22 protein-coding genes are annotated in these 21791 nt (G+C 66.4%); 9 read left to right on the top strand and 13 right to left on the bottom strand.

What is annotated here, in order from left to right:
• Nucleotides 1-49 precede the first annotated feature (49 nt).
• The 3 genes from AC1MLZ_RS09205 (at nt 50) to AC1MLZ_RS09195 (ending at nt 2978) form a co-directional block, all read left to right on the top strand.
• Nucleotides 50-418 (top strand): endonuclease domain-containing protein, encoded by a 369-nt coding sequence (locus AC1MLZ_RS09205; RefSeq protein WP_480961376.1) that lies wholly within the window; start codon nt 50-52, stop codon nt 416-418.
• Complete coding sequence (locus tag AC1MLZ_RS09200) at nt 415-1515, top strand: ATP phosphoribosyltransferase regulatory subunit (protein WP_480961375.1); 1101 nt, start codon at nt 415-417, stop codon at nt 1513-1515. The genes AC1MLZ_RS09205 and AC1MLZ_RS09200 overlap by 4 nt, the downstream gene beginning before the upstream one ends.
• A 173-nt stretch (nt 1516-1688) precedes the next feature.
• A complete protein-coding gene (locus tag AC1MLZ_RS09195) occupies nt 1689-2978 on the top strand; it encodes an adenylosuccinate synthase (RefSeq protein ID WP_480961374.1) in 1290 nt (429 codons plus the stop codon).
• Between the two features lie 53 nt (nt 2979-3031).
• Here AC1MLZ_RS09195 and AC1MLZ_RS09190 read toward each other — a convergent pair whose 3' ends face one another.
• The 10 genes from AC1MLZ_RS09190 to ku all read right to left on the bottom strand — a co-directional run bounded on the left by AC1MLZ_RS09190 (nt 3032) and on the right by ku (nt 15487).
• Nucleotides 3032-3559 carry a hypothetical protein gene (locus AC1MLZ_RS09190; RefSeq protein WP_480961373.1) on the bottom strand — a complete coding sequence of 176 codons (528 nt, stop codon included), beginning with the start codon at nt 3557-3559 and terminating at the stop codon, nt 3032-3034.
• Between the two features lie 84 nt (nt 3560-3643).
• The gene (gene aroC / locus AC1MLZ_RS09185; protein WP_480961372.1) at nt 3644-4720 is read right to left on the bottom strand and encodes a chorismate synthase; all 1077 of its coding nucleotides are present in this window, start codon (nt 4718-4720) and stop codon (nt 3644-3646) included.
• Nucleotides 4717-5130, bottom strand: coding sequence for an endonuclease domain-containing protein (locus AC1MLZ_RS09180; RefSeq protein WP_480961371.1), 414 nt, complete (start codon nt 5128-5130; stop codon nt 4717-4719). The genes aroC and AC1MLZ_RS09180 overlap by 4 nt, the downstream gene beginning before the upstream one ends.
• 60 nt (nt 5131-5190) lie before the next feature.
• Nucleotides 5191-5982, bottom strand: a complete 792-nt coding sequence (fabI, locus tag AC1MLZ_RS09175; protein WP_056054995.1) for an enoyl-ACP reductase FabI — start codon at nt 5980-5982, stop codon at nt 5191-5193.
• 23 nt (nt 5983-6005) lie between these two features.
• Nucleotides 6006-6881 carry a YihY/virulence factor BrkB family protein gene (locus AC1MLZ_RS09170; RefSeq protein ID WP_480961515.1) on the bottom strand — a complete coding sequence of 292 codons (876 nt, stop codon included), beginning with the start codon at nt 6879-6881 and terminating at the stop codon, nt 6006-6008.
• An 82-nt stretch (nt 6882-6963) separates the two neighbouring features.
• A complete protein-coding gene (locus tag AC1MLZ_RS09165; protein ID WP_480961370.1) occupies nt 6964-7899 on the bottom strand; it encodes a DnaJ C-terminal domain-containing protein in 936 nt (311 codons plus the stop codon).
• Between the two features lie 87 nt (nt 7900-7986).
• Entirely contained in the window at nt 7987-8880 is an 894-nt protein-coding gene (locus tag AC1MLZ_RS09160) for a transglutaminase family protein (RefSeq protein ID WP_480961369.1), read from the bottom strand.
• Nucleotides 8881-9106: 226 nt separating this feature from the next.
• Entirely contained in the window at nt 9107-11545 is a 2439-nt protein-coding gene (locus AC1MLZ_RS09155) for a circularly permuted type 2 ATP-grasp protein (protein ID WP_480961368.1), read from the bottom strand.
• A gap of 363 nt (nt 11546-11908) precedes the next feature.
• A complete protein-coding gene (gene ligD, locus AC1MLZ_RS09150) occupies nt 11909-14428 on the bottom strand; it encodes a DNA ligase D (RefSeq protein ID WP_480961367.1) in 2520 nt (839 codons plus the stop codon).
• A 189-nt stretch (nt 14429-14617) separates the two neighbouring features.
• Nucleotides 14618-15487, bottom strand: a complete 870-nt coding sequence (gene ku / locus AC1MLZ_RS09145) for a non-homologous end joining protein Ku (RefSeq protein ID WP_480961366.1) — start codon at nt 15485-15487, stop codon at nt 14618-14620.
• 113 nt (nt 15488-15600) lie between these two features.
• Here ku and pdxH point away from each other — a divergent pair, with 113 nt between their 5' ends.
• From pdxH to AC1MLZ_RS09130, 3 genes are read left to right on the top strand one after another with little or no spacing between them, the layout of a single operon-like run.
• Nucleotides 15601-16179, top strand: coding sequence for a pyridoxamine 5'-phosphate oxidase (gene pdxH, locus AC1MLZ_RS09140; protein ID WP_480961365.1), 579 nt, complete (start codon nt 15601-15603; stop codon nt 16177-16179).
• Entirely contained in the window at nt 16176-17123 is a 948-nt protein-coding gene (locus AC1MLZ_RS09135; protein ID WP_480961364.1) for a cation diffusion facilitator family transporter, read from the top strand. The genes pdxH and AC1MLZ_RS09135 overlap by 4 nt, the downstream gene beginning before the upstream one ends.
• A 12-nt stretch (nt 17124-17135) precedes the next feature.
• The gene (locus tag AC1MLZ_RS09130) at nt 17136-17927 is read left to right on the top strand and encodes a PhzF family phenazine biosynthesis protein (RefSeq protein ID WP_480961363.1); all 792 of its coding nucleotides are present in this window, start codon (nt 17136-17138) and stop codon (nt 17925-17927) included.
• A 168-nt stretch (nt 17928-18095) separates the two neighbouring features.
• Here the strand turns inward: AC1MLZ_RS09130 and AC1MLZ_RS09125 are convergent, their stop codons facing one another.
• Nucleotides 18096-18344, bottom strand: a complete 249-nt coding sequence (locus AC1MLZ_RS09125; RefSeq protein WP_480961362.1) for a UvrB/UvrC motif-containing protein — start codon at nt 18342-18344, stop codon at nt 18096-18098.
• 36 nt (nt 18345-18380) lie between these two features.
• Entirely contained in the window at nt 18381-19490 is a 1110-nt protein-coding gene (gene mnmA, locus AC1MLZ_RS09120) for a tRNA 2-thiouridine(34) synthase MnmA (RefSeq protein WP_480961361.1), read from the bottom strand.
• Nucleotides 19491-19685: 195 nt separating this feature from the next.
• On the opposite strand from mnmA, the gene AC1MLZ_RS09115 reads away from it, so the two are divergent.
• The 3 genes from AC1MLZ_RS09115 to AC1MLZ_RS09105 all read left to right on the top strand — a co-directional run bounded on the left by AC1MLZ_RS09115 (nt 19686) and on the right by AC1MLZ_RS09105 (nt 20667).
• Nucleotides 19686-19913 carry a hypothetical protein gene (locus AC1MLZ_RS09115; RefSeq protein WP_107964583.1) on the top strand — a complete coding sequence of 76 codons (228 nt, stop codon included), beginning with the start codon at nt 19686-19688 and terminating at the stop codon, nt 19911-19913.
• A 103-nt stretch (nt 19914-20016) separates the two neighbouring features.
• Nucleotides 20017-20316 (top strand): CtrA inhibitor SciP, encoded by a 300-nt coding sequence (sciP, locus tag AC1MLZ_RS09110; RefSeq protein WP_107964584.1) that lies wholly within the window; start codon nt 20017-20019, stop codon nt 20314-20316.
• Between the two features lie 93 nt (nt 20317-20409).
• The gene (locus AC1MLZ_RS09105) at nt 20410-20667 is read left to right on the top strand and encodes a GlsB/YeaQ/YmgE family stress response membrane protein (RefSeq protein WP_480961360.1); all 258 of its coding nucleotides are present in this window, start codon (nt 20410-20412) and stop codon (nt 20665-20667) included.
• Between the two features lie 219 nt (nt 20668-20886).
• On the opposite strand, the gene AC1MLZ_RS09100 is transcribed toward AC1MLZ_RS09105, so the two are convergent.
• Entirely contained in the window at nt 20887-21624 is a 738-nt protein-coding gene (locus AC1MLZ_RS09100) for an SIMPL domain-containing protein (RefSeq protein WP_480961359.1), read from the bottom strand.
• Nucleotides 21625-21791 lie beyond the last annotated feature (167 nt).

Raw genomic sequence — 21791 nt, 5'->3', positions numbered from 1 at the left:
CTCGCGGCGCCCCTCACCCCGACCCTCTCCCCGGAGGGGAGAGGGAGCAGTGGCCCAAATCGATGCCGTTCTACTGGACCGGGCCAAACGCATGCGGCGGGAGCCTACTCCCGCCGAAGCGAAACTCTGGCGCCATCTCCGCGACCGCCAGATCGCCAACACCAAATTCACCCGCCAGTTCGTCATCGGCCCCTACATCGCCGACTTCGCCGCGCGCGACGCGAAACTCGTCATCGAGGTTGACGGCGATACGCATAGTGACCAAGCGCGCGACGAAAGCCGAACGGATTGGCTGCAACGACAGGGATATCGCGTGATACGGTTCAGCAACGCCGACATCATGTCCGAGATGGACGGGGTCTGGCAGGTCATATCGGCAGCCCTCACAGCGGAATCGGCACCGGAGCTTCGGCGATGACCGCACTCCTCCCCGAAGGTTTCCGAGATCGCCTCCCCCCGTTCGCCGATTCGGCAGCGGCCCTGGAAGCCCGCGTACTCGAAGCCGCGCGTCTGCATGGCTACGAACGCGTCGATCCGCCCCTCGCAGAATTCGCCAGCGGCTTGGAGATGCGCCTCAAAGCCGGCGGACTTCACGACGCGGTGCGCTTCGTCGATCCGGTCTCGCAGCGCACCCTCGCGATCCGGCCGGACATCACCGCGCAGGTCGCGCGGATCGCCGCGACGCGTATGGGGCATCACCCGCGCCCGGTTCGCCTCAGCTACGCCGGTTCCGTCCTGAAACTGCGCGCGTCGCAACTCGCCCCCGCCCGCGAGACCCGGCAGATCGGCTGCGAACTCATCGGCCTCGACTCGGTCGCCGCCGCGCAGGAACTCGTCGCGGTCGCGGTCGACATGATCGCCGCCGCTGACGTCACCGGTGCTTCGATCGACTTCACGCTGCCGGACCTGGTGCCGACGCTCGCCGCCGGCCCGCTCCCCGTTGCGCCAGAGCAGATCGCCACCCTGCGCGACCGTCTCGACGCGAAAGACGCCGGTGCCGTCGCCGCGCTCGCCCCCGCCTATCTCCCCCTGATCGAAGCCGCCGGCCCGTTCGCCCAAGCGATGGACCGCCTCCGCGCCTTCGACACCACCGGCGCGCTCGCCTCCCGCCTCGACGGCCTCGCCCGCATCGCCGAAGCACTCGACGGCCGCGTAGCGCTCACCCTCGACCCGACCGAGCGGCACGGGTTCGAATACCAGACCTGGCTCGGCTTCTCGCTCTTCGCCGACGGCTCGGCCCGTGAGGTCGGCCGCGGCGGCACCTACACCGTCGTCCACGAGAACGGCGCCGAGGAAGCCGCCACCGGCTTCTCGCTCTACGCCGACGCGCTAGTCGAGCGCGTCGCCACCGTCGACCGCCGCCGCCTCTTCCTCCCGTTCGGCACCCCAGCCAGCGAAGGCGCCACGATGCGCGCACAAGGCTGGGTCACCGTCGCCGCGCTAGAGGCAGGCGACACGCCAGAAGCACAAGTCTGCACGCATCTATGGGTAGCAGGCGAGCCCCGCGCGCTGTAGGCGCTGCGCGAACGAACGACCCGTCATGCCGGACCTGTTCCGGCATCCACCGTGCCGCAAACCAATCGATGGTCGATCACGCGCGACGGTGGACCCCGGACTAAATCCGGGGTGACGACACTGATTTCACTCTGGCTGGATGCTGGTCCCGCCATATACTTGGAGACACGATAGTGGCCAACGTAGCAGTCATCGGCGCGCAATGGGGCGACGAAGGCAAGGGCAAGATCGTCGACTGGCTCGCCGAGCGTGCCGACATGGTCGTGCGGTTCCAGGGCGGCCACAACGCGGGCCACACGCTCGTCGTCGGCGACAACGTCTATAAATTGTCGCTGCTGCCGTCGGGCATCGTGCGCGGTACGCCTTCGTTCATCGGCAACGGCGTGGTGCTCGATCCCTGGGCGTTGAAGGACGAGATCGCCCGGCTTGGCGCGCAGGGCGTCACCGCGACGCCGGAGACGCTGCGGATCGCCGATACCTGCGCGCTGATCCTGCCGTTCCACCGCGATCTCGACGGCCTGCGCGAGGACGCGAGCGGCGCCGGCAAGATCGGCACCACCCGCCGCGGCATCGGGCCCGCATACGAGGACAAGGTCGGCCGCCGCGCGATTCGCGTGTGCGATCTGGCGCACCTCGACGATCTCGGCCCGCAGCTCGACCGCCTCACCGCGCACCACGACGCGCTGCGTGCCGGCTTCGGCGAGCCGCCGATCGACCGTGCCCGCCTGATCGCCGAACTGCGCGAGATCGCCGGTTTCGTCCTCCCGTTCGCCAAGCCCGTCTGGCGCGACCTCAATGCCGCGCGCTCGGCCGGCAAGCGCATCCTGTTCGAGGGCGCGCAGGGCGTCCTGCTCGACGTCGACCACGGCACCTATCCGTTCGTCACCTCGTCCAACACCATCGCGGGCGCAGCGGCCGGCGGGTCCGGCCTCGGGCCATCGGCAGTCGGCTTCGTGCTCGGCATCGCCAAGGCGTACACGACGCGTGTCGGATCGGGGCCGTTCCCGACCGAGCTCGAGAACGAAACCGGCGAGCGCCTCGGTGTCCGCGGGCATGAGTTCGGCACCGTCACCGGGCGGAAACGGCGTTGCGGCTGGTTCGACGCAGTGCTGGTGCGCCAGGCGGCGGCGGTAGGGGGCATCACCGGGATCGCGCTGACCAAGATCGACGTGCTCGACGGGTTCGAGACCGTGTCGATCTGCACCGGCTACCGCTTGCGCGGCGAGACGCTCGATTATTTCCCCGCGCACGCGGCAGACCAGGCGCTGGTCGAGCCGATCTACGAGACGATGGAAGGCTGGCAGGAGACGACCGCCGGTGCGCGCAGCTGGGCCGACCTCCCCGCGCAGGCGATCAAGTACATCCGCCGGATCGAAGAGCTGATCCGCTGCCCGGTGACGTTGGTCTCGACCAGCCCGCAGCGTGCCGACACGATCCTCGTCCGCGATCCGTTCTCGGACTGACGAAAAAGGCCGGGCGATCGCTCGCCCGGCCTTTTGATCGTCTCAGGTGCGGATCACTGCGGGGTGGTCGTGCCGCCGGAACTGCCGCCCGAGCTGGTCCCGCCCGTGCCGGTCGTCGACCCGCCGAGCGACCCGCCCGTCGATGTGCCGCCCATCGTATCGGTGCCCATGGTACCCGAGCCCGTGGTGCCCGAGCCCATCGTACCCGAGCCCGTGGTGCCCGAACCCATCGAGCTACCGGTGGTGCCGCTGCTCGTCGAACCCGTCCCGGCCCCGTGTGTACCGGACGTGCCACGCGTACGACCGCTGCGAGCCGTCGTGCCGCGCGACGAGCGCGACTGCGTTGCGGACGTGCCGGTTGAGCCGGTGCTGGAGGACGTACCCGTCTGGCCGCCCATCGAACCCGAGGTTCCGGTCGACATGCTGCCCGTGCTGCCACTGCCCGTGCTGCCACTGGCCGTACCGCCCATGCTGCCGCCTGTCGTGCCGCCGGTGCCGCCACTGGTGCCACCGCTCGTCTGCGCGATGGCCATGCTCGGAATGATAAGTGCTGCTGCTGCAATCGAAGTTAAGATACGCATTGCTCTCTCCTAAGTTACTGGAGACAAAGCGCTTCAATCCGAATTGCGTTCCATCGTCAGCCGCCCAGAATCAGCCGGACAGAATCAGCCGCACTGACCTCGATGTAGCAATGCCTGGTCGGCCAGAACCAGCGCCACCATCGCCTCTACCACGGGGACTCCGCGGATGCCGACGCACGGATCGTGGCGGCCCTTGGTGGCGATCGTCGTGGCCTCGCCGGTCGGGCTGATCGTTTCGACGGGCGTGAGGATCGAGCTGGTCGGCTTGAACGCGACACGCAAGGTGATCGGCTGGCCGGTTGCGATGCCGCCGGCGATTCCGCCTGCATGGTTGGCGAGGAATTCGGGGCCTCCATTTCCTGGGGTGCCCGGGCGCATCGGGTCGGCATTCGCTTCGCCCGACAGCGCGGCGGCAGCGAATCCGTCGCCGATCTCGATACCTTTTACCGCGTTGATGCTCATGCAGGCGGCGGCGAGTTCGGAGTCCATCTTGGCGTACAGCGGCGCCCCCCATCCGGCCGGGACGCCTGTCGCCTCGCACGCGATCACCGCGCCGAGCGACGATCCGGATTTACGCGCGGTATCGACGAGCACTTCCCAGCGGGCTGCAGCCTCGATGTCCGGGCAGAAGAACGGGTTCTGGTCGATCTGCGCATCGTCGAAGTTTGCCGGATCGATCGCATCGCCGCCGATCGCCTCGACCCACGCGCGGACACGGACCTGCGGGACGACAAGGCGTGCGACCGCACCGGCGGCTACGCGTGCGGCTGTCTCGCGTGCCGAGGAGCGCCCACCACCACGGAAATCGCGAAATCCGTATTTCGCGTCATAGGCATAGTCGGCGTGACCGGGGCGATAGGCCTTGGCGACGTCCGAATAATCCTTCGAACGCTGGTCGACATTCTCGATCATCAGGCTGATCGGCGTGCCGGTAGTGCGTCCCTCGAACACGCCCGACAGGATGCGCACCGTATCCGGCTCGCGCCGCTGCGTCGTAAAGCGCGAGGTACCCGGGCGGCGCTTGTCGAGCCAAGGCTGGATATCGGCCTCGCTCAGCGGGATCCCCGGCGGGCACCCGTCGACGACTGCGCCGAGCGCAGGCCCATGAGACTCGCCCCAGGTGGTGAAGCGGAACAGCCGTCCGAACGTATTGAAGCTCACTTCCCCCTCTCCCCAACGGGGAGAGGGAGGGGCCCGTGCGAAGCATGGGAGGGTGAGGGCACGCCCGTAAGCGCATCGAGGATCGCGGCCAGCACGCCGTCCATCCGCTGCATCACGTCGTTGTTCCAGACACGGATCACGCGGTATCCCTTGTTCGCGAGAAAGGCGGTTCGACTATCGTCATAAGCGGCTTCATCGACATGTTGGCTGCCATCTACCTCGACGACCAGCATGGCGTCCATGCAGAGGAAGTCGGCAATGAAGGGGCCGATCCAGACTTGGCGGCGAAACTTATAACCTCCGAGCCGACGGCTACGAAGGCGGTACCACAGCCGGTCCTCCGCTTCGGTCGCGTTCCGACGTAGCTCACGGGCTCGGTTAAGCGCCTCGGTACCGTCGTGTTGCTTCACCTTGCCCTCACCCTCCCATGCCTTGCATGGGCCCCTCCCTCTCCCCGGAGGGGGAGAGGGTTAGACCAAAGCGATATCGGGGGCGTCTTCGGCCTTCATGCCGATCACGTTGTAGCCGGCGTCGACATGGTGCGTCTCGCCGGTCACGCCAGAAGCCAGGTCGCTCAGAAGATACAGCCCCGCACCGCCTACGTCGTCGATCGTCACGTTGCGCTTGAGGGGCGAGTTCAGCTCGTTCCACTTCAGGATCAGCCGGAAGTCGCCAATCCCGCTCGCGGCCAGCGTCTTGATCGGACCCGCCGAGATCGCGTTCACGCGGATATTGTCGCGCCCCAGATCGACCGCCAGATACTGGACGCTCGTCTCCAAAGCAGCTTTCGCCACGCCCATCACGTTGTAATGCGGGATCACCTTCTCGGCGCCGTAATAGCTGAGCGTCAGCATCGCGCCGCCCTCGGTCATCATCTTGGCCGCGCGTTGCGCCACCGCGACGAACGAATAGACCGAGATGTTCATCGTCATCAGGAAATTGTCGAGGCTGGTATCGACGAACCGCCCGCGCAGCTCGTTCTTGTCCGAAAAGCCGATCGCGTGGACGACGAAGTCGATCGTCGGCCACTCTTCCGCCAATTTGTCGAAGGTCGCATCGAGCGCACCCATGTCCGATACGTCGCAATCGAACAGCCGCGCCACGCCCAGTTGCTCGGCGAGCGGGCGGACGCGCTTCTCCATCGTCTCGCCCTGGTAGCTGAACGCGAGCTCCGCGCCCGCCTCGGACAGCTTTTTGGCGATCCCCCAGGCCAGCGACTTATCGTTCGCCAAGCCCATGATCAGCCCACGCTTGCCCGCCATCAAACCGTTCACGCCGTCCCCGCCTATACCTGCATATCCGTAGCAGGCTGCTCTAGCGTTGTTTCGGGTGGTTCCGCCAGTGCCGCGTTCAGATGCGCACCGAATACCAGGCCGAGCCCGATGACATAGAAAAACAACAGCATGATGACGACGCCGGCGAGACTACCATAGGTCAGGTCGTAGCCGCCGAGCTCGGAGAGGATCACCGGCAGCAACGCGGTCGCGCTGACCCACCAGGCGGTGGTGAACAACGCCCCCGGCCATTTGCGGCATTTCGAATAGCGATAGCGCGACGGCGTCACCGAATAGAACAGCAGGTACAGCGCGCCGAACATCAGCAGGCCGGGGATCAGCCGCGACAGCCCGACCCAGCCCGCGGCGTCCTGCGCGAAGGGGACGAGCCGGTAGATGAACTGCTCGGCCGCGGTCAGGATGCCCTGCACCAGGAACGACAGCAGCGCGATCACGACCGAGCAGACGATCACGAACGACGATCCGAGTCGCGATTTCCAGAACGGCGCGGTCGCCTTGATCCCGTAGGCGCGGTGGAAGATGTCGCGGATCGTCTCGACGAAGCTGCCGACCGTCCACAGCCCGACCAGCGCGCCCAGCCACAGCAGCGACCCGGTTCGCGCAGCGAGCACGTCGGCGATGGGCTTGCGCAACAGGTCGCCGACATTGGGCGGCAGGACGTTCAGGAACGACTCGACCGCGCGCACCGTCTCGACGCTCTGACCGAAGATCGACAGGATCGCCGCCGCGACGATGAAGAACGGAAACACCGTCATCAGCGCGAGATAGGCAAGGTTGCCCGCGTGTATGAAGCCGTCGTTGAACACGCCCACGGCAGCGCGCTTGACGATCTCGAACGCGACGCTGCCCGGCCTGACCTTCGCCATGCCACGGTTGAGACGGGTGCGCGCGCCACCGTGATGATGAGCGCGCGCTTCGGGCGTTAGGGGACTGTCGTTCACAAGGCGTTCAGACGCCCATCGCCCCCCGCGGGTTCCCCGTTTCGCGACCGTCCCAGCTTTCGACGAACGCCGTCAGTGCCGCATCGCTGGCGGGAATATCGATCATCAGCGTCACGAGCTGGTCGCCCCTCGTGCCACCCTTCTTGTGGAAACCCTTGCCCTTGAGGCGCAGCGTCTTGCCCGACGTGGTGCCCTTGGGGATCGTCAACATCACCGGCTTGTCGACCGTCGGCGCCTTGATCGAGCCGCCCAGAACCGCCTCGGCGAGCGTGATCGGGAGCTCCAGGCGGACGTCGTCGCCGTCGCGGGTGAAGAACTTGTGCGGCTGAACCTCGATCGTCAGGATCGCGTCGCCGGCGCCGCCCGGACCCTGCTCACCCTTGCCGGCGAGCTTCATCTGCGTCCCGGTCTCGACACCGGCGGGGAGCTTGAGATCGAGAGTCTTGCCATCGGCCAGCGTCACCCGCTGCGGCTCCAGCGTCGCCGCCTCGACGAACGGCACCTGCAAACGGTAGGCTGCGTTCTCGCCCTTGGGTTGCGGCCGCCGACCGAAGCCGCCGGAAAACCCGCCGCCGCCGCCCCGCTGCGCGCCGCCGAACAGTCCTTCGAAGATATCGCTCATGTCGGCCCCGCCGGCGCCGCTCTCATAGCCTTCGCTGCGGAAGCCGCCTCCGGGCTGCGGCCGTCCGCCACCGCCGCCGAACCCGAACGGCGCAGCCGGGTTGCCGTCGCCGTCGATTTCGCCGCGATCGAACCGCGCGCGCTTGTCCTTGTCGTTCAGCAGGTCGTACGCGTTGGTGACCGTGCTGAACCGTTCCGACGCCTTGGGGTTGTCCTTGTTGCGATCGGGGTGCAGCTCTTTGGCGAGCTTGCGGTACGCCTTCTTGATGTCGGCTTCGGTCGCGTCGCGCGCTACACCCAGAGTCTTGTACGGATCGGCCACTTACGTCCCCATTCTAACTTGCGCGTCTATGTGGGGCGAGGGCGTCCGCAACGCAATTGCGCACGTGCGTAAGACTCGGACCGGCGCTCAGATCGCGACGGTCTCGTCCAGCGGTGCGACGTCGACGCTGACGTCCATGTTCTGTGCGCCCGACCCGAGCACCACGCCATCGACCGGCGCGATCTCGGCATAGTCCCGCCCGACCGCCATCACGATGTGATCGCTCGCCATCCAGATCCCGTTGGTCGGATCGACCCCGACCCAGCCGCGCACCGGTCCGCACCACAGCAGCACCCAGGCATGAGTCGCATCCGCGCCGACGAGGCGCGGCTGACCCTCGGGCGGGATCGTCCGGATATACCCCGAAGCATACGCCGCTGGCAGTCCCGCCGCGCGCAGCCCTGTGATCATGATCTGCGCGAAATCCTGGCACACGCCCTTGCGCTGGAGGAACGCCTCATGCGGGGGGGTGTCGACCAGCGTCGCGGTCGCATCGAACGCGAACTCCTCCTGGATCCGCCGTGCCAGTGCGATTCCCGCCTCCAGCGCACCGCGCGAAGGATCGAGGTCAGGCACGCAATAGTCCGCGATCGCCTGATCGAGCGGGATCAGCGGCGAGGGATAGATGTAGTTCGCAGGGCTCGCCGCAGACAGATCGGTGCTCGCCCGCGCCATCGCCGCGATCTCGGCAAGCGTCGGGTCGCTGGCATCGGGCACCGGCACGAGCCGGTCCACCGTCATCCGCGACCGGCTCTCGATCGTCAGATGCCGAACAGGGCTGTCCACGACCAGCCGCGTGACGTTGGCCAGCCCCGCCTCGGCCCGTGCGGCGCTGGTACGGCCGGCGGGGTGCACCGACAGCGCATAGGAATCGAGGTGCTGCCCCGGCCAGTCGATCGGCTTCAACCGCAGATTGCACCGCGCGAACTTCACGCTCGCGCCGTAATCGAACGTCGTGACGTGGCGAATATCGTAGATCATGAACGCAACTCGCTGCCCGTCGGTGAGAGGGCGGTCATCTTCTTACTCCCTCTCCCCTCCGGGGAGAGGGCTGTCTTCTTCTTACTCCCTCTCCCCTTCGGGGAGAGGGCTGGGGTGAGGGGCTGTTCCGGGCGCAGCACTGCTTGGCTGCCCCTCACCCCGACCCTCTCCCCGGAGGGGAGAGGGAGTAGGTTGCGCACGCTCACGTCGCCCGTCACGCCGCCCCTCACGCCAACGTCAGCCCACTGGTCCGCAAAGGCTCCGCGCCCTGCAGAAAATACCGCCGCGCCAGCGCATCTGACACCGCGCCCAACCGCCGCTCGATATCCCCCAGCGTCTCCGCATCCAGCTCCGCCGCCGTCGCAGTCATCACGATCGCCTGCAACCCGGTCGCCTGCGCCTGTTGCGGCTCCGCCATCTCGTCGTCGCTCAGCACCGGCAACTCCGCCAACCGCGCCGCGATCCGCTCCGCCGAAAACGCCAACGAGCGCGGATTGCCCGGATCGAGCGCCACCAGATCCATCACCGGCACGCGCGCGATCCCCGTCGGATACCGCTGGCGATAACTGATCTGGCTGTCGGCCAAGTCGAGCAGCACCGACAGGTCGTCCGGCGACGCGCCCGGCATCCCGAACAACCGGATCGCGCGCGCCATCGCCATCGCCCGCTCCACGCGCCGCCCGAGATCGTGGAACCGCCACGCCGCCGTCCGCCCCATATGCTCCGCCGACAGCCCCGCGATCGCCGCATAGCGCCGTTGCAGCGACCCCGCGCGCTCCAGCATGCCACGATGCGTCGGGAAGGGTGCCTCGAGCAGCCGCACCATGTCCGCCGACAACCGATCGCGCGAGCCTTCGCCGATCTCGCGCGCGTGCCGGTTGAGCGTCAGGATCGACTGCCAGCGTTCGTCCTCCATCGCGGTGCGCGCGAACGCGGTCAGGTCGGCGCGGCGCAGCGACGGCGGATGCGGCGCGCTGCCGGCGCCGACGATCAGCCCGACCAGCTTGCCGACCGTGGTGGGCGACAGGACAGCACCCCCATCGACGTCGATCGAATTGCCGAGCATCACGCGGATCGCGCCGAGCAGCGCTTCGCCGCGCTCCAGATAGCGCCCGAGCCAGTAGAAATTGTCCGCCACCCGGCTCGGCAAGGTCCCCGGATTGCGGCGGACGTGGAGCGAATCGGGCGCGGTCAGAAGCGACACGGGCGCAACCGGCTCGGCGCCATAGACACAGACGTCGGCAGACCAGATCCCTTCGCCCATCACCGCCGCCCGCGCGTCGGGATGCTCGCCGATCCGTGCGAACCCGCCCGGCAGCACGGTCCACGCGCCATCGCCACCGCGCGCTGCGAACACGCGCAGTGTGAACGGGCGGGGGACGAGCGCATCGCCGACGACGACCGGCATGGTCGAGAGTTGGACCAGCTCCTGCCCGACATAATCCTGCGGCCGTCGCGCCATGTCCGCGAGCAGCGTCGTGCGGGCGTCACCGGTGATGTCTGCGCCCGCGGTCGGTCCCGTGGCGAGTCCCAGCGGCGTGGCATGGAAGGCGGGGCCGATCAGCATGCGGTCGAAATTCGTCTCGACGTGCGCGCGCGCGCCGTCCTGCCCGCACCACCATGTCGCGATATTGGGCAGCATCAGGTCCTCGCCGAGCAGCGACTTCGCAAGCTGCGGAAGGAACGCCGAGAACGCCGGCGCTTCCAGCACCGCCGAGCCCGGCGCGTTCGACAGCACGACGTTGCCGGCGGCATAGGCGTCGATCAGCCCGGGCACGCCGATCTGCGAATGCGTGTCGAACGCCAGCGGATCGAGCAGCCGCGGGTCGAGTCGCCGCCACAGCGCATCGATCCGCTTGAGCCCGCCAATCGTGCGGACATACACCTTGTCCTCCAGCGCGGCGAGATCGGCACCCTCGACCAGCAGCAGCCCGAGATAGCGCGCGAGATGCGCCTGTTCGGGATAGCTCGGGTTGAACCTGCCGGGCGTCAGCAGCCCGATCCGCGGGTCGCTGCGCTTGCACATCGCGGCGATCCCGGCGCGGAAGGCGGCGAAGAACGGCGCATGCCGCTGGACGTTCAAACGATCCTGAAGGCCCCCGAGCGTACGGCTGACGGCAATGCGGTTTTCCAGCGCGTACCCGGCACCGGCGGGCGCGCGCAGGTGATCGGCGAGCACGCGCCATTCGCCGGTCGGTCCGCGGCCGAGATCGATCGCGATGAAATCGAGATGGCGTCCACCGGGCGGGACCAGCCCGACCATCGGCCGCAGGAAGAACGGGCTGCCGGTGACGAGCGCGGCGGGGATATGGCCGTCGGCGACCAGCTTGCCCTCGCCATAGAGGTCGGCGATCACCGTCTCCATCAACGTCGCGCGCTGGATCACGCCGCGCTCGATGCCCGCCCATTCGTCGGCCTCGATCAGCAGGGGTACGGGGGAAACGGGCCAGGGGCGCTCATCGGGTTCGTCGGCGATGCGGAAGCCGGTGCCGATATCGACCGCATGCCGCTGGACGCGTTCGCGCGCGTGGCCGAGATCGTCCGAGGCGACCGTCGCAAGCTCGGCGAACATCGCAGCCCAGGCTGGGTCGGCATCCGGACACAGCACGTCGGCGCTGGTGCTGCGTGCGCAATAGTCGGTGATCCAGCGCTCTGCATGGATCATCGCGTCGAAAAGGGGCGCGGTGTGCGTCGCCGTGTCCAATGCCTCAAGCCCCCGAATACAGGCGGCGGTGTTTCACCTTTCGGCGGGGCGGTGCAACATAAATTGTCGTTTCGAACGCGTGCCAACTCCTGTTCCCTCGCGAACGCGGGGGCCCAGGAATCACGAACGCTGCCTGCATTTACCCTAGCCCCCCGCGTTCGCGAGGGAACCGTAATCTAGCGAGCCAGCACTTGCCCAAGTCCACCCCGGCGAAGGCCGGGGCCCAATTGGGGAACGTTGCTAATTGAGGGTATCGCTCCATTACGACCACCTTTCCAATTGGGCCCCGGCCTTCGCCGGGGTGGCGGCTGGGCAGTGAGCTAGTCACAGATCCGGCAAAACCTGATCCGCCACACCCCAGCCTTCCAGCGCCCGCGACCCCGCCCGCGCGATCAACTCGGCCCCATCCCGCACACCCCATCGCGCCGCAGTCTCGATATCCCGCAACTCCGTCCAGGACACCGGTGCCGCCACCGGCGCACCCGCCCGCGCCCGTGCCGAATATGGCATCACCGCGGTCGCCCCGCGCTGATTACGTAGCCAGTCGATGAAGATCCGCCCCTTGCGCTTGGCCTTCGCCATCGTCGCGACGAAGCGTTCTGGCTCCGCCCCTGCCATCGCCCGCGCGAACCGATCCGCGAAATCCTTCACCGCCGGCCATTCCGCCTCGGGGGTCAGCGGCACGACGACGTGCACGCCCTTGCCGCCCGACAGCATCGGGAAGCTTACCAGCCCCAGTTCGGCCAGCTGGTTCTTCAGATGCTCCGCCGCCTTCTTCGTGTCGCCGAAGTCGAGCCCCTCGTCGGGATCGAGATCGAACACCAGCCGGTCGGGCTTCTCCAGCGTCGCATTCGACGATCCCCAGCCGTGGAACTCGATCGTCCCCATCTGCACGCACGCGACCAATCCGTCCGCATCGTCGACATAAAGATAGTTCTCGGTCGAGCCGTCCTTCTCGCGGATCGGCACCTGATGGACCGCGTCGCCGAAGCTGCCGGCGTCGTGTTTCTGGAAAAAGCACGCGCGCGAGCGGCCCTGGGGACAGCGGACGAGGCTGATCGGGCGGTTGGCGGCGAACGGCAGCATGATGCCCGAGACCGCGACGTAATAATCGGCGAGGTCGCCTTTGGTGACGTTTGACTTGTCGAAGATCACGCGGTCGCGGCTACTGACCTTGATACTCGTCGTGGGTGCGGCGTCCGGCAGCGGGGCAGGGATTTCGGCGACGACATCCTTCGCCGCCTTGTCCTCGCGCAGGCCGATGAAGCTCGAATGGCGCAGCACGCCGTCAGGCGTGACCTCAGCGAAGGCGACCTCCGCGACCAGTTCCGGCGTCACCCACTTTGCGCCGCGGACGGCCGCGCGCGGCGCTTCGACCGTTGGCGTCTTGCGGTCGAGCGCGTCGAGCTTGTCGCGAATCTCGTCCATCAGCGCCTGATCGAAGCCGGTTCCGACTTTCCCTGCGTACCGGAAGCCTTCGCCTTCACGCACACCGAGCAGCAGCGACTTGAACCCGCGCTTCTTGTCCGACGGCAGCCAGCCGACGATCACGAACTCCTGCCGGTGGGTGCATTTGACCTTGAGCCACGCCTTGGTGCGTTTGCCGACATAGGGCGCGTCGGCGCGTTTCGAGACGATGCCTTCGAGGCCCTCGCGGCACATCGTCTTGAACAGTTGCTCGCCCGCGCCGACGACGTGGTCGGAGTAGCGGAGGCGGTCCTCGTCCTCGGGGATCAACGGTTGCAGGCGCGCCTTTCGGTCGAGGTTGGAGAGCCCGGTCAGGTCTTCACCGTCGAGCGCGAGCAGGTCGAACGCGAACAACGTCATGTCGCCGGCGGCGGAGATGGCGTCCTTCAAGGTCGAGAAATCGGGGTGGCCGTCCTTGAACGCCACGATCTCGCCGTCGATCAACGCGGACTTCACCGGAAGCTTGGCGGCGGCGTTGGCGATCGCGGCGAACTTGTCGGTCCAGTCGAGGCCGGTGCGGGTGAAGACTTTCGCCTTGCCGTTGGCGATGGAGATCAGCGCGCGGTAGCCGTCGTATTTTACTTCGTGCAGCCATGCGGAGCCGGTGGGGACGGAGTCGACCAGGGTGCAGAGTTGGAGGTCTCTGAAATCCTCCCCGGTACGGGGAGGGGGACCGCCGCGTGCTTGCGCGGTGGTGGAGGGGGGCTTGCCGCTGGCGAGACCTTTACGGCTAGCGGTACTTTTGTGGCCCGCCCCCTCCACCAGCTTCGCTGGTCCCCCTCCCCGTGCCGGGGAGGATTTACCCTCCTCGATCTCGACCATCGTACGCCCGGTCGAGACGCTGGTGAGCGCTTCCTCGACCAGCGTGTCCGTGCCGCCAGCCTCCGCATCGTCGATCTTCCGCAGCAGCCAGTTCTCGCGCTTTTCCTTCGCGCGGGGCTTCAGGCGGATCAGCAGCCATTCGCCCTTCATCCGCTCGCCATCGAGGACGAAGTGGAGGTGGCCCTTGTCGATGTCCTTCGCCGACTTGCCCTTGATCGGCGACCACGTCCCGCGGTCCCACAGCATCACTGTACCGCCGCCATATTCGCCGGCGGGGATCGTGCCTTCGAACGTGGCGTAGCTGAGCGGGTGATCCTCGGTGCGGACGGCGAGGCGTTTTTCGTTGGGGTCGAGGCTGGGGCCGCGCGTGACCGCCCAGCTCTTGAGGACGCCGTCGATCTCGAGGCGGAAGTCCCAGTGGAGGCGGGTGGCGTCGTGCTTCTGAACCATGAAGCTGTTGCCGTTACCGGGCGCCAGCGTGCCGGCGGGTTCGGCGGTCTTGGTGAAGTTCCGCTTGGAATTGTAGAGCGCTAGGGGATCTGGGGGCGCGGTCATCAATAGCGTCCCGTCTTCGTCATCCCGGCGAAAGTCGGGACCTCGCGCGGCAGGGGCACGGTCTGAAACGGGGAGACCCCAGCTTTCGCTGGGATGACGGGGGAGGGGGTGACCTTAAAAAGATTGTTCTCCCGCGAAGGCGGGAGCCCAGGCTGGGTCCCCGCCTTCGCGGGGAAACAAATTAGGGGGTTATGCACGTTTTTTGGCGGGTGTTTTCGCTGGAGCCCGCTTGGCAGGCGCCTTCTTCGCCGGCGCCTTTTCCGCGGCACCCCCGCTCTTCTCCATCGACTTCTTCAACGCCGCCATCAGGTCGACCACGTTCGAGCCCGTCTTCCCGCCCGTGTCCTTGTCCTCGATGATCTTCTTGCCGTTCGCCTTGCGCTTGCGTTCGATCAGGTCCTTCAGCGCATCGACATAGCGATCGTGGAACTCCTGCGGGTGGAAATCCCCGCTGCGCTTTTCGATCAGCGCCTCAGCCAGTTCGAGCAGTTCCTCGGACGGCTTGTCGTCTGGGATCTCCCGGAAATACCCCTGCGCCTTGTGCACCTCGTCAGCATAACGCAGCGTCTCCAGCACCATCCCGCGCCCGCACGGTTTCAGGCTGACGACATATTCGCGGCCGCGCATCGCGAGCTGGCCCAAGCCCACCTTCTTCGTCCGCTTCAACGCCTCGCGCAAAACGATGAACGCTTCCTCCGCGAGGTCGTCCGCGGGCACCACGAAATACGGCTTCTCGTAATAGAGCACGTCGATCTCGCTCGCGTCGACGAACTGCGTCAGCTCCAGCGTCTTCTTGGACTCGAGCTTCACCGCATCGATCTCGTCCTGCTCGAGCAGGACGTATTCGCCCTTGGAAACCTCATAGCCCTTCATGATCTCGTCGGCATCCACCGGGCCGACGCCCGTGACGACCTTGTCGTAATGGATCGGCTGGCCGGAAGGCTCGTGGATCTGCTTGAACGACACCGCCGCGCCGGATTTCGTCGCGGAATAAATCTCGACCGGGATCGAGACCAAAGCCAGCCGGATCTGCCCCTGCCAATACGCGCGTGCTGCCACCTTGAGTGTTCCTTCGTTGCGGAAACGATTCGATTGCGTAATCAATCATCGGCAGGGCGGAGTCGTTCCCTGTCGTTGTTTCGCTCGGGGCCAAGTTTCGCTATGGCACGGCCATGTCCGAAGATCCGATTGCGCTGTTCAATGCCTGGTACGCCGAGGCGAGGACCACAGAAATCAACGACTCCAACGCGGTAGCCCTCGCCACCGCCGACGCCGAAGGCCGGCCGTCGGTGCGGATGGTGCTGCTCAAGGGCCACGGCCCCGACGGTTTCGTGATCTACACCAACCGCGAAAGCCGCAAGGCGGGCGACCTCGCCGTGAACACATATGCTGCGCTGCTCTTCCACTGGAAGTCTCTGCGCCGGCAGGTCCGCATCGAAGGCAGTGTAAGCATGGTTGGCGACGCCGAGTCCGACGCCTATTTCGCCTCGCGCGGTCGCGATTCGCAACTCGGCGCCTGGGCATCGGACCAGTCCCGTCCGCTCGACTCGCGCGAGACGTTCGAACACCGCTTCGCCGAGATGGAGGCGCGGTTCGTGGGCGGCGACGTGCCGCGCCCGCCGCATTGGGGCGGCTACCGGATCGCGCCCGACCGCATCGAGCTGTGGCAGGACCGCGCACATCGCCTCCACGAACGCCGGCTCTTCGTTCGCGAAGACGGCGACTGGAGCGAGGGGCTGCTGTTCCCATGACGCAGGACGAACGCCGCAAGTTCATACCGCTGGCGACGCGCGCGGCGCTCGCCAGTGTTGCGATGGCGTGCTTCCTGCTGTTGCTGAAGGGTTTTGCGGCGTGGTCGACGGGCTCGGTGGCGATGCTCGGGTCGCTCGCCGATACGGGCCTCGATCTGCTCGCGTCGCTGGTCACGCTGTACGGCGTGCGGCTGGCGGCAACGCCGGCGGATCACGATCACCGCTTCGGCCACGGTAAGGCGGAGGCGCTCGCCGCACTGTTCCAGGTCATGCTGATCACCGCATCGGCGGTCGGCATCGCCTGGCGCGCGATCATGGCGTTCAACGATCCGCAGCCGACCACCGGCGCGGATTTCGGCATCGGCGTGTCGATCATCGCGATCGTCTCGACGGTGTTCCTGCTCGCCTATCAGCGCAAGATCATCCGCCAGACGGGATCGGTCGCGATCCTGGCGGACAACGTTCATTACCAGTCCGACGTGCTGCTCAACGGATCGGTGATCGTGGCCCTCGTGCTCGATCAATATGTCGGGTGGAGCGGGGCGGATCCGATCTTCGGCATCGTCATCGCGCTGTGGCTCGCCTGGGGCGCGTTCCAGGCATCGTCGAACGCGATCGACCAGTTGATGGACAAGGAATGGCCTGAGGATATGCGGTCGCAGTTCCTCGACGTCGCGGCGCGCCAGCCTGGCATCCGCGGCATCCACGATTTCCGCACGCGGCGCTCAGGGAGCCACGATTTCGCGCAGTTCCACATGGAGGTTGCGCGCGACCTGACCGTCGCCAACGCGCACGACATCGTCGAGGCGGTCGAGCGCAATCTGCGCACCGCGTTCCCCAAGGTCGAGGTGCTGATCCATCTCGATCCCGAGGGCCATGTCGATACCGACAATCCGCTGGTCGAGGCGGACGTGACGCCGCATTGGTTTGGTAAGCGGGTTTAAGAGGCTCCTGACATGAGAATACCGTTCGCGCAGATCGATGCGTTTTCCGACACGCCGTTCGGCGGCAACCAAGCGGCGGTGATGCCGCTGTCGGCGTGGCTAGACGACGACGTGCTCCTGAACATCGCGCAGGAGAACAACCTGAGCGAGACCGCGTTCATCGTCGCTTCGGACGAGGAAGGCGTAGATTTCGACCTGCGCTGGTTCACGCCGGGGGCGGAGGTCGCGCTCTGCGGCCACGCAACGCTGGCGAGCGGGCATTTCGTGCTGTCGTCGGATACCGCGCTTAACCGGGTGCGGTTCCGGACGCGGCAGGCGGGGATGCTCGAGGTCGCGCGAGCGGACAGCGGCTACACGCTCGAGTTGCCGGCGTGGGGACCGAGCCCGAAGGCGATGCCCGAGATCGTCGCGGCGTTGAACATCGCCGAGACGGTCGAGACGTTGTGGCACGAGAAGGGTTATGCGCTCGTGATCGTCGATGACGAGGCCGTGGTGCGCGACCTGAATCCGGATTTCGCCGCACTGGCAAAGTTCCCGATCGTCGCGATCGTCGCCGCGCGGGGGGAGGCTACGGCTATCGTGAGCCGTGTGTTCACGCCCTATTATGCGATCGACGAGGATCCGGTGACGGGCTCGGCGCATGCGGTGATGGTGCCGTATTGGGCGCCGACCCTGGGGAACAGTTTTACCGCGTATCAGGCGAGTGCACGGGGCGGGAAGCTGACGTGTCGTCTCGAGGGCGACCGCGTCATCCTCGGTGGCTCATGCGTAACGACGATCGAAGGTACCTTCCTGCTGCCTTGATGTCTTGGCACGTTTAATAGCCACCTCCCCGGCGAAGGCCGGGGTCCAGTTGGTAAGGTCGCAGTAACAACGCGCAGCATCCGCCAACTCTGGTTTCCCAACTGGGCCCCGGCCTTCGCCGGGGTGGTGGCCATTCCCGAAAACAGCCCTCAGAATTGAAGCGCGCGCTTAGCGCTTCCGCCCCTTTGTCATCGGATCGGGCTTCTTTGGTTTCACCCAGCCAGGCGGCGGCGTCATGCGTTGCTGGCTGGTGCCGAGCCCCATCGCGCCGGGCTGCTGACGCGTTAGCCCGCTGGTGTCGGCGACTTCGCCCCCACCACGCAAAACGCTGATCTGATCGCGCAGTCGGCCGGCGGTCTCGAAATCCATCGCCGCGGCGGCGGCTTCCATCTGGCGGCGGAGGTCTTCGATATCCATGCCGCCCCAACGCACCAAACCCGCAAAGGGCACGCGTCAGGCGGCGACGAGTGCCGCTTCGGTGTCCGCGATCCAGCCGCCACCGAGCACGCGCGCGCCCGCATACAGCACCGCCGCCTGACCCGGCGCGACGCCGTATTCGGGCGCATCGAACACGACGCGGTCGCCGATCAGGCGGGCAGGGACGGGCTTGGCCATCGACCGCACCTTGGCGGTAAGTGGCCCGGTGAAGTCGCCGCCGAGCCAGTTGATGTCGGTCATCCGCGCCGCCTCGACAGCGAGCGCGCGACGGGGGCCGACGACGACGCGCTTCGTCCCGGGCTCGACGCGGACGACGTAGAGCGGCTCCGGACTGCCCCCTATCTCCAGCCCGCGCCGCTGCCCGACCGTGAAGTGGATCAGCCCGCGATGTTCACCGAGCTTCGCGCCGCCAAGATCGACGATATCGCCCGCCGTCTCCGCCGCCTCGGGGCGCAGTTTCTTGACGAGGCCGGCGTAGTCGCCGTCGGGCACGAAGCAGATATCCTGGCTGTCGGGCTTGGCCGCGACGCCCAGCCCCAGTTCCGCGGCAATCTCGCGCACGCGCGCCTTAGGTAGCCCGCCCAACGGAAAGCGCAGATAATCGAGCTGCGTCTGGGTGGTCGCAAAGAGGAAATAGCTCTGATCGCGTGCCGGATCCGCCCCGCGGTGAAGCTCCGCACCGTTCGGGCCCTCGACGCGGCGGACATAATGTCCGGTCGCGAGGCAATCCGCACCGAGATCGCGCGCGAGCTTCAGCAGGTCGGTGAACTTCGGTCCCATGTTGCACTGGACGCACGGTATCGGGGTGCGCCCCGCCAGATACTCGTCGGCGAACTTGTCGACGACCTGCTCGCGAAAGCTCGTCTCGTGATCGAACACGTAATGCGCGATTCCCAGCCGGTCGCACACCGCGCGTGCATCACGGATGTCGCGGCCTGCGCAACACGACCCCGCGCGGCCGACCGCCTCGCCGTGATCGTACAGCTGCAGCGTCACGCCGATTGTCTCGGCGCCCGTGGCATGCGCGAGCGCGGCGACGACCGAGCTGTCGACGCCCCCCGACATCGCCACGACGATGCGCTTTCCGGCCACATTGGGCCCGAGCTGAAAATCGGTCTGATCCATGCGCGTCATATAAGCGGCACGGCGTGCGGTTGCAAAAAGATGCACCGGTTAACGTCGATCAAGTCGAAATGGGTGAAAAACGCGACGGGTGATTGGAATAAAGCGACAAGTTCACGAAGTCTTGCACAGAGTTTTACGGTCCCTTCACCCCCTCGCGCTATACCTGACATCCCGAGAGTAAGCGCGAGTATCCCGTTGGACCTGAGTTTTCCCCGTTTCGATCGCGACGCAGAGGTCACCGTTCTTCCGGGTGATCTGGCCGTCCTGATCGTCGGTATCGCCGCCCGGCAGGCGGCGAGCCCGACTGCGGCGGTACAGGCCGGCTTTGCTCGCGCCGCGATCGATCCAAAGCTGTTCGCCCCGCTTCATGGTGCGTTCAATGGCCCGATGGCAGCGGCCTTAACCCGGTGGAAGGACGAATGAAGATGCTGTTTACTGCGGCGTTTCAGCCGATCTTCAATCCCTGCGACTATGTGTCGTGCGTGCGTATCGATAGGGGGCCCCCCGCCCCGATCAGAGGTTTCAAATGATCGAGAACCAGAAAATCCGTCCCGGCAAGGTGATCGGGCCGTTGGGCGAGCAGCTGACGATGGATACATTGCCACCCCCCAGCACCACGCGCTGGGTGGTCCGTCGCAAGGCGGAGGTGGTTGCGGCGGTCAATGGCGGCCTGCTCAGCGTCGATGACGTCTGCACGCGGTACAACCTGACAGTCGAGGAATTCGCCAGTTGGCAGCGCGCGATCGACCGGTCGGGTATGCCCGGCCTGCGGGTAACGCGCATCCAGCACTATAAGTCGTTGTACGAGCGCCAGCAAAAGTACTGAGATCTAAAACTCAAAACGCGGGCGGAACAAAAAACGCCGCTCGCACGTCTTTCCGCCATCGCCCGGATACGGGTTCAACGGAGGGAAAATATCATGGGTATCATTCTTTGGCTGATCATCGGCGGCGTCATCGGCTGGATCGCCAGCATGATCATGCGCACCGACGCGCAGCAGGGTATCTTCCTGAACATCATCGTCGGCATCGTCGGCGCGTTCATCGGCGGGCTGATCATGTCGGGTGGTTCGATCAACAACGCACCGCTCAACCTGACCTCGTTCATCGTGTCGCTGCTGGGTGCGATCATCCTGCTCGCGATCGTGAACCTCGTGCGTCGCGGTAGCGTCCGCTAAGAGTTCGCTTCGTCACGCGAAGTGGAAGGGCCGTCCGGGCAACCGGGCGGCTCTTTTTCTTGTGTGGAGATTAAGCAGCGCTGAAATCCTGCCACGCCAGGGGAAGGTGTCGCCGAAGGTGACGGAGGGGGAGGACACGGAACACAAGTTCCTCTTTCCTCCCCCTCCGTCTGGCAAGCGCCAGCCACCTCCCCCTGGCGGGGGAGGATCGTAGAGAGGTTAGTTCAGCAGGAAGCGCACCGAGAGCGTGACCGTCACGTCCTTCTCGCCCGGCGCGATCTGCGTGCTGTCCTTGGCCATCGCCGCACGTGCCATGAACATCGGCTGTGGCGAACCGCCCGTATCCTGACCCGATTCGGCGATCGACACGATCCGCGACACGCGCAGCCCTGCTGCCTTGGCGTAGAGGTCGGCACGGCGCTTGGCCTGCGCGATTGCGTCGGTGCGTGCTTCGTCCAGCGCCGTCTCCGGCTTGTCGATCGACAGGTTCGGCCCATCGATCTGGTTCGCGCCCTGCGCCACCAGCGCGTCCAGGATGGTGCCGGACTTGGCGACGTCGCGGAACCGGATCGAGACGGTGTTGGTCGCCTGATACCCGGTGATCACCGGCGGCTGGTTGTCGGCATAGCGATATTGCGGCGCGAGCTGGACCGACGACGTGGCGATGTCGCGCGGCGCGACGCCCGCGCGCTTCAACGCGGCCAGGACCTTCGCCATCCGCTGCGCATTGTCGGTGAGCGCGGTCGCGGCGGTCGGCGACTGCGCGACGACGCCCGCGCGGATCGTTGCCAGATCCGGCACGCGAGTCGTGCGTCCTTCTGCGGTCACGTCGAGAACCGTCCCGGCGGCGGGCACCATCGGCTCGACGGTCGTCGGCGCGGCCTGGGCATTGGCGGCAACGGCAGGCAGGCCGATCGCCACGGTAGCAAGGGCGCTCAGGAACGATGCAGTCTTCATTGTTTCTCTCCGGTAGGACGCGGCCTGCCTGTCATCCTACACTGTTCAACGCAAGCTGAACGGCATTGCGAATAGATCGGAATCGAAGCATGTCTGCGCTCCGCACACGCCAAAGGGCTTGAGCGCGGTGACCTATTCATATAATACAGCTTGCGAACGATAGTGCG

This window comes from Sphingomonas sp. PEI4 (assembly GCF_056679955.1).
The sequence above is the reverse complement of the archived record's forward strand: the minus strand, read 5'-3'. Positions and strand labels throughout refer to the sequence as shown.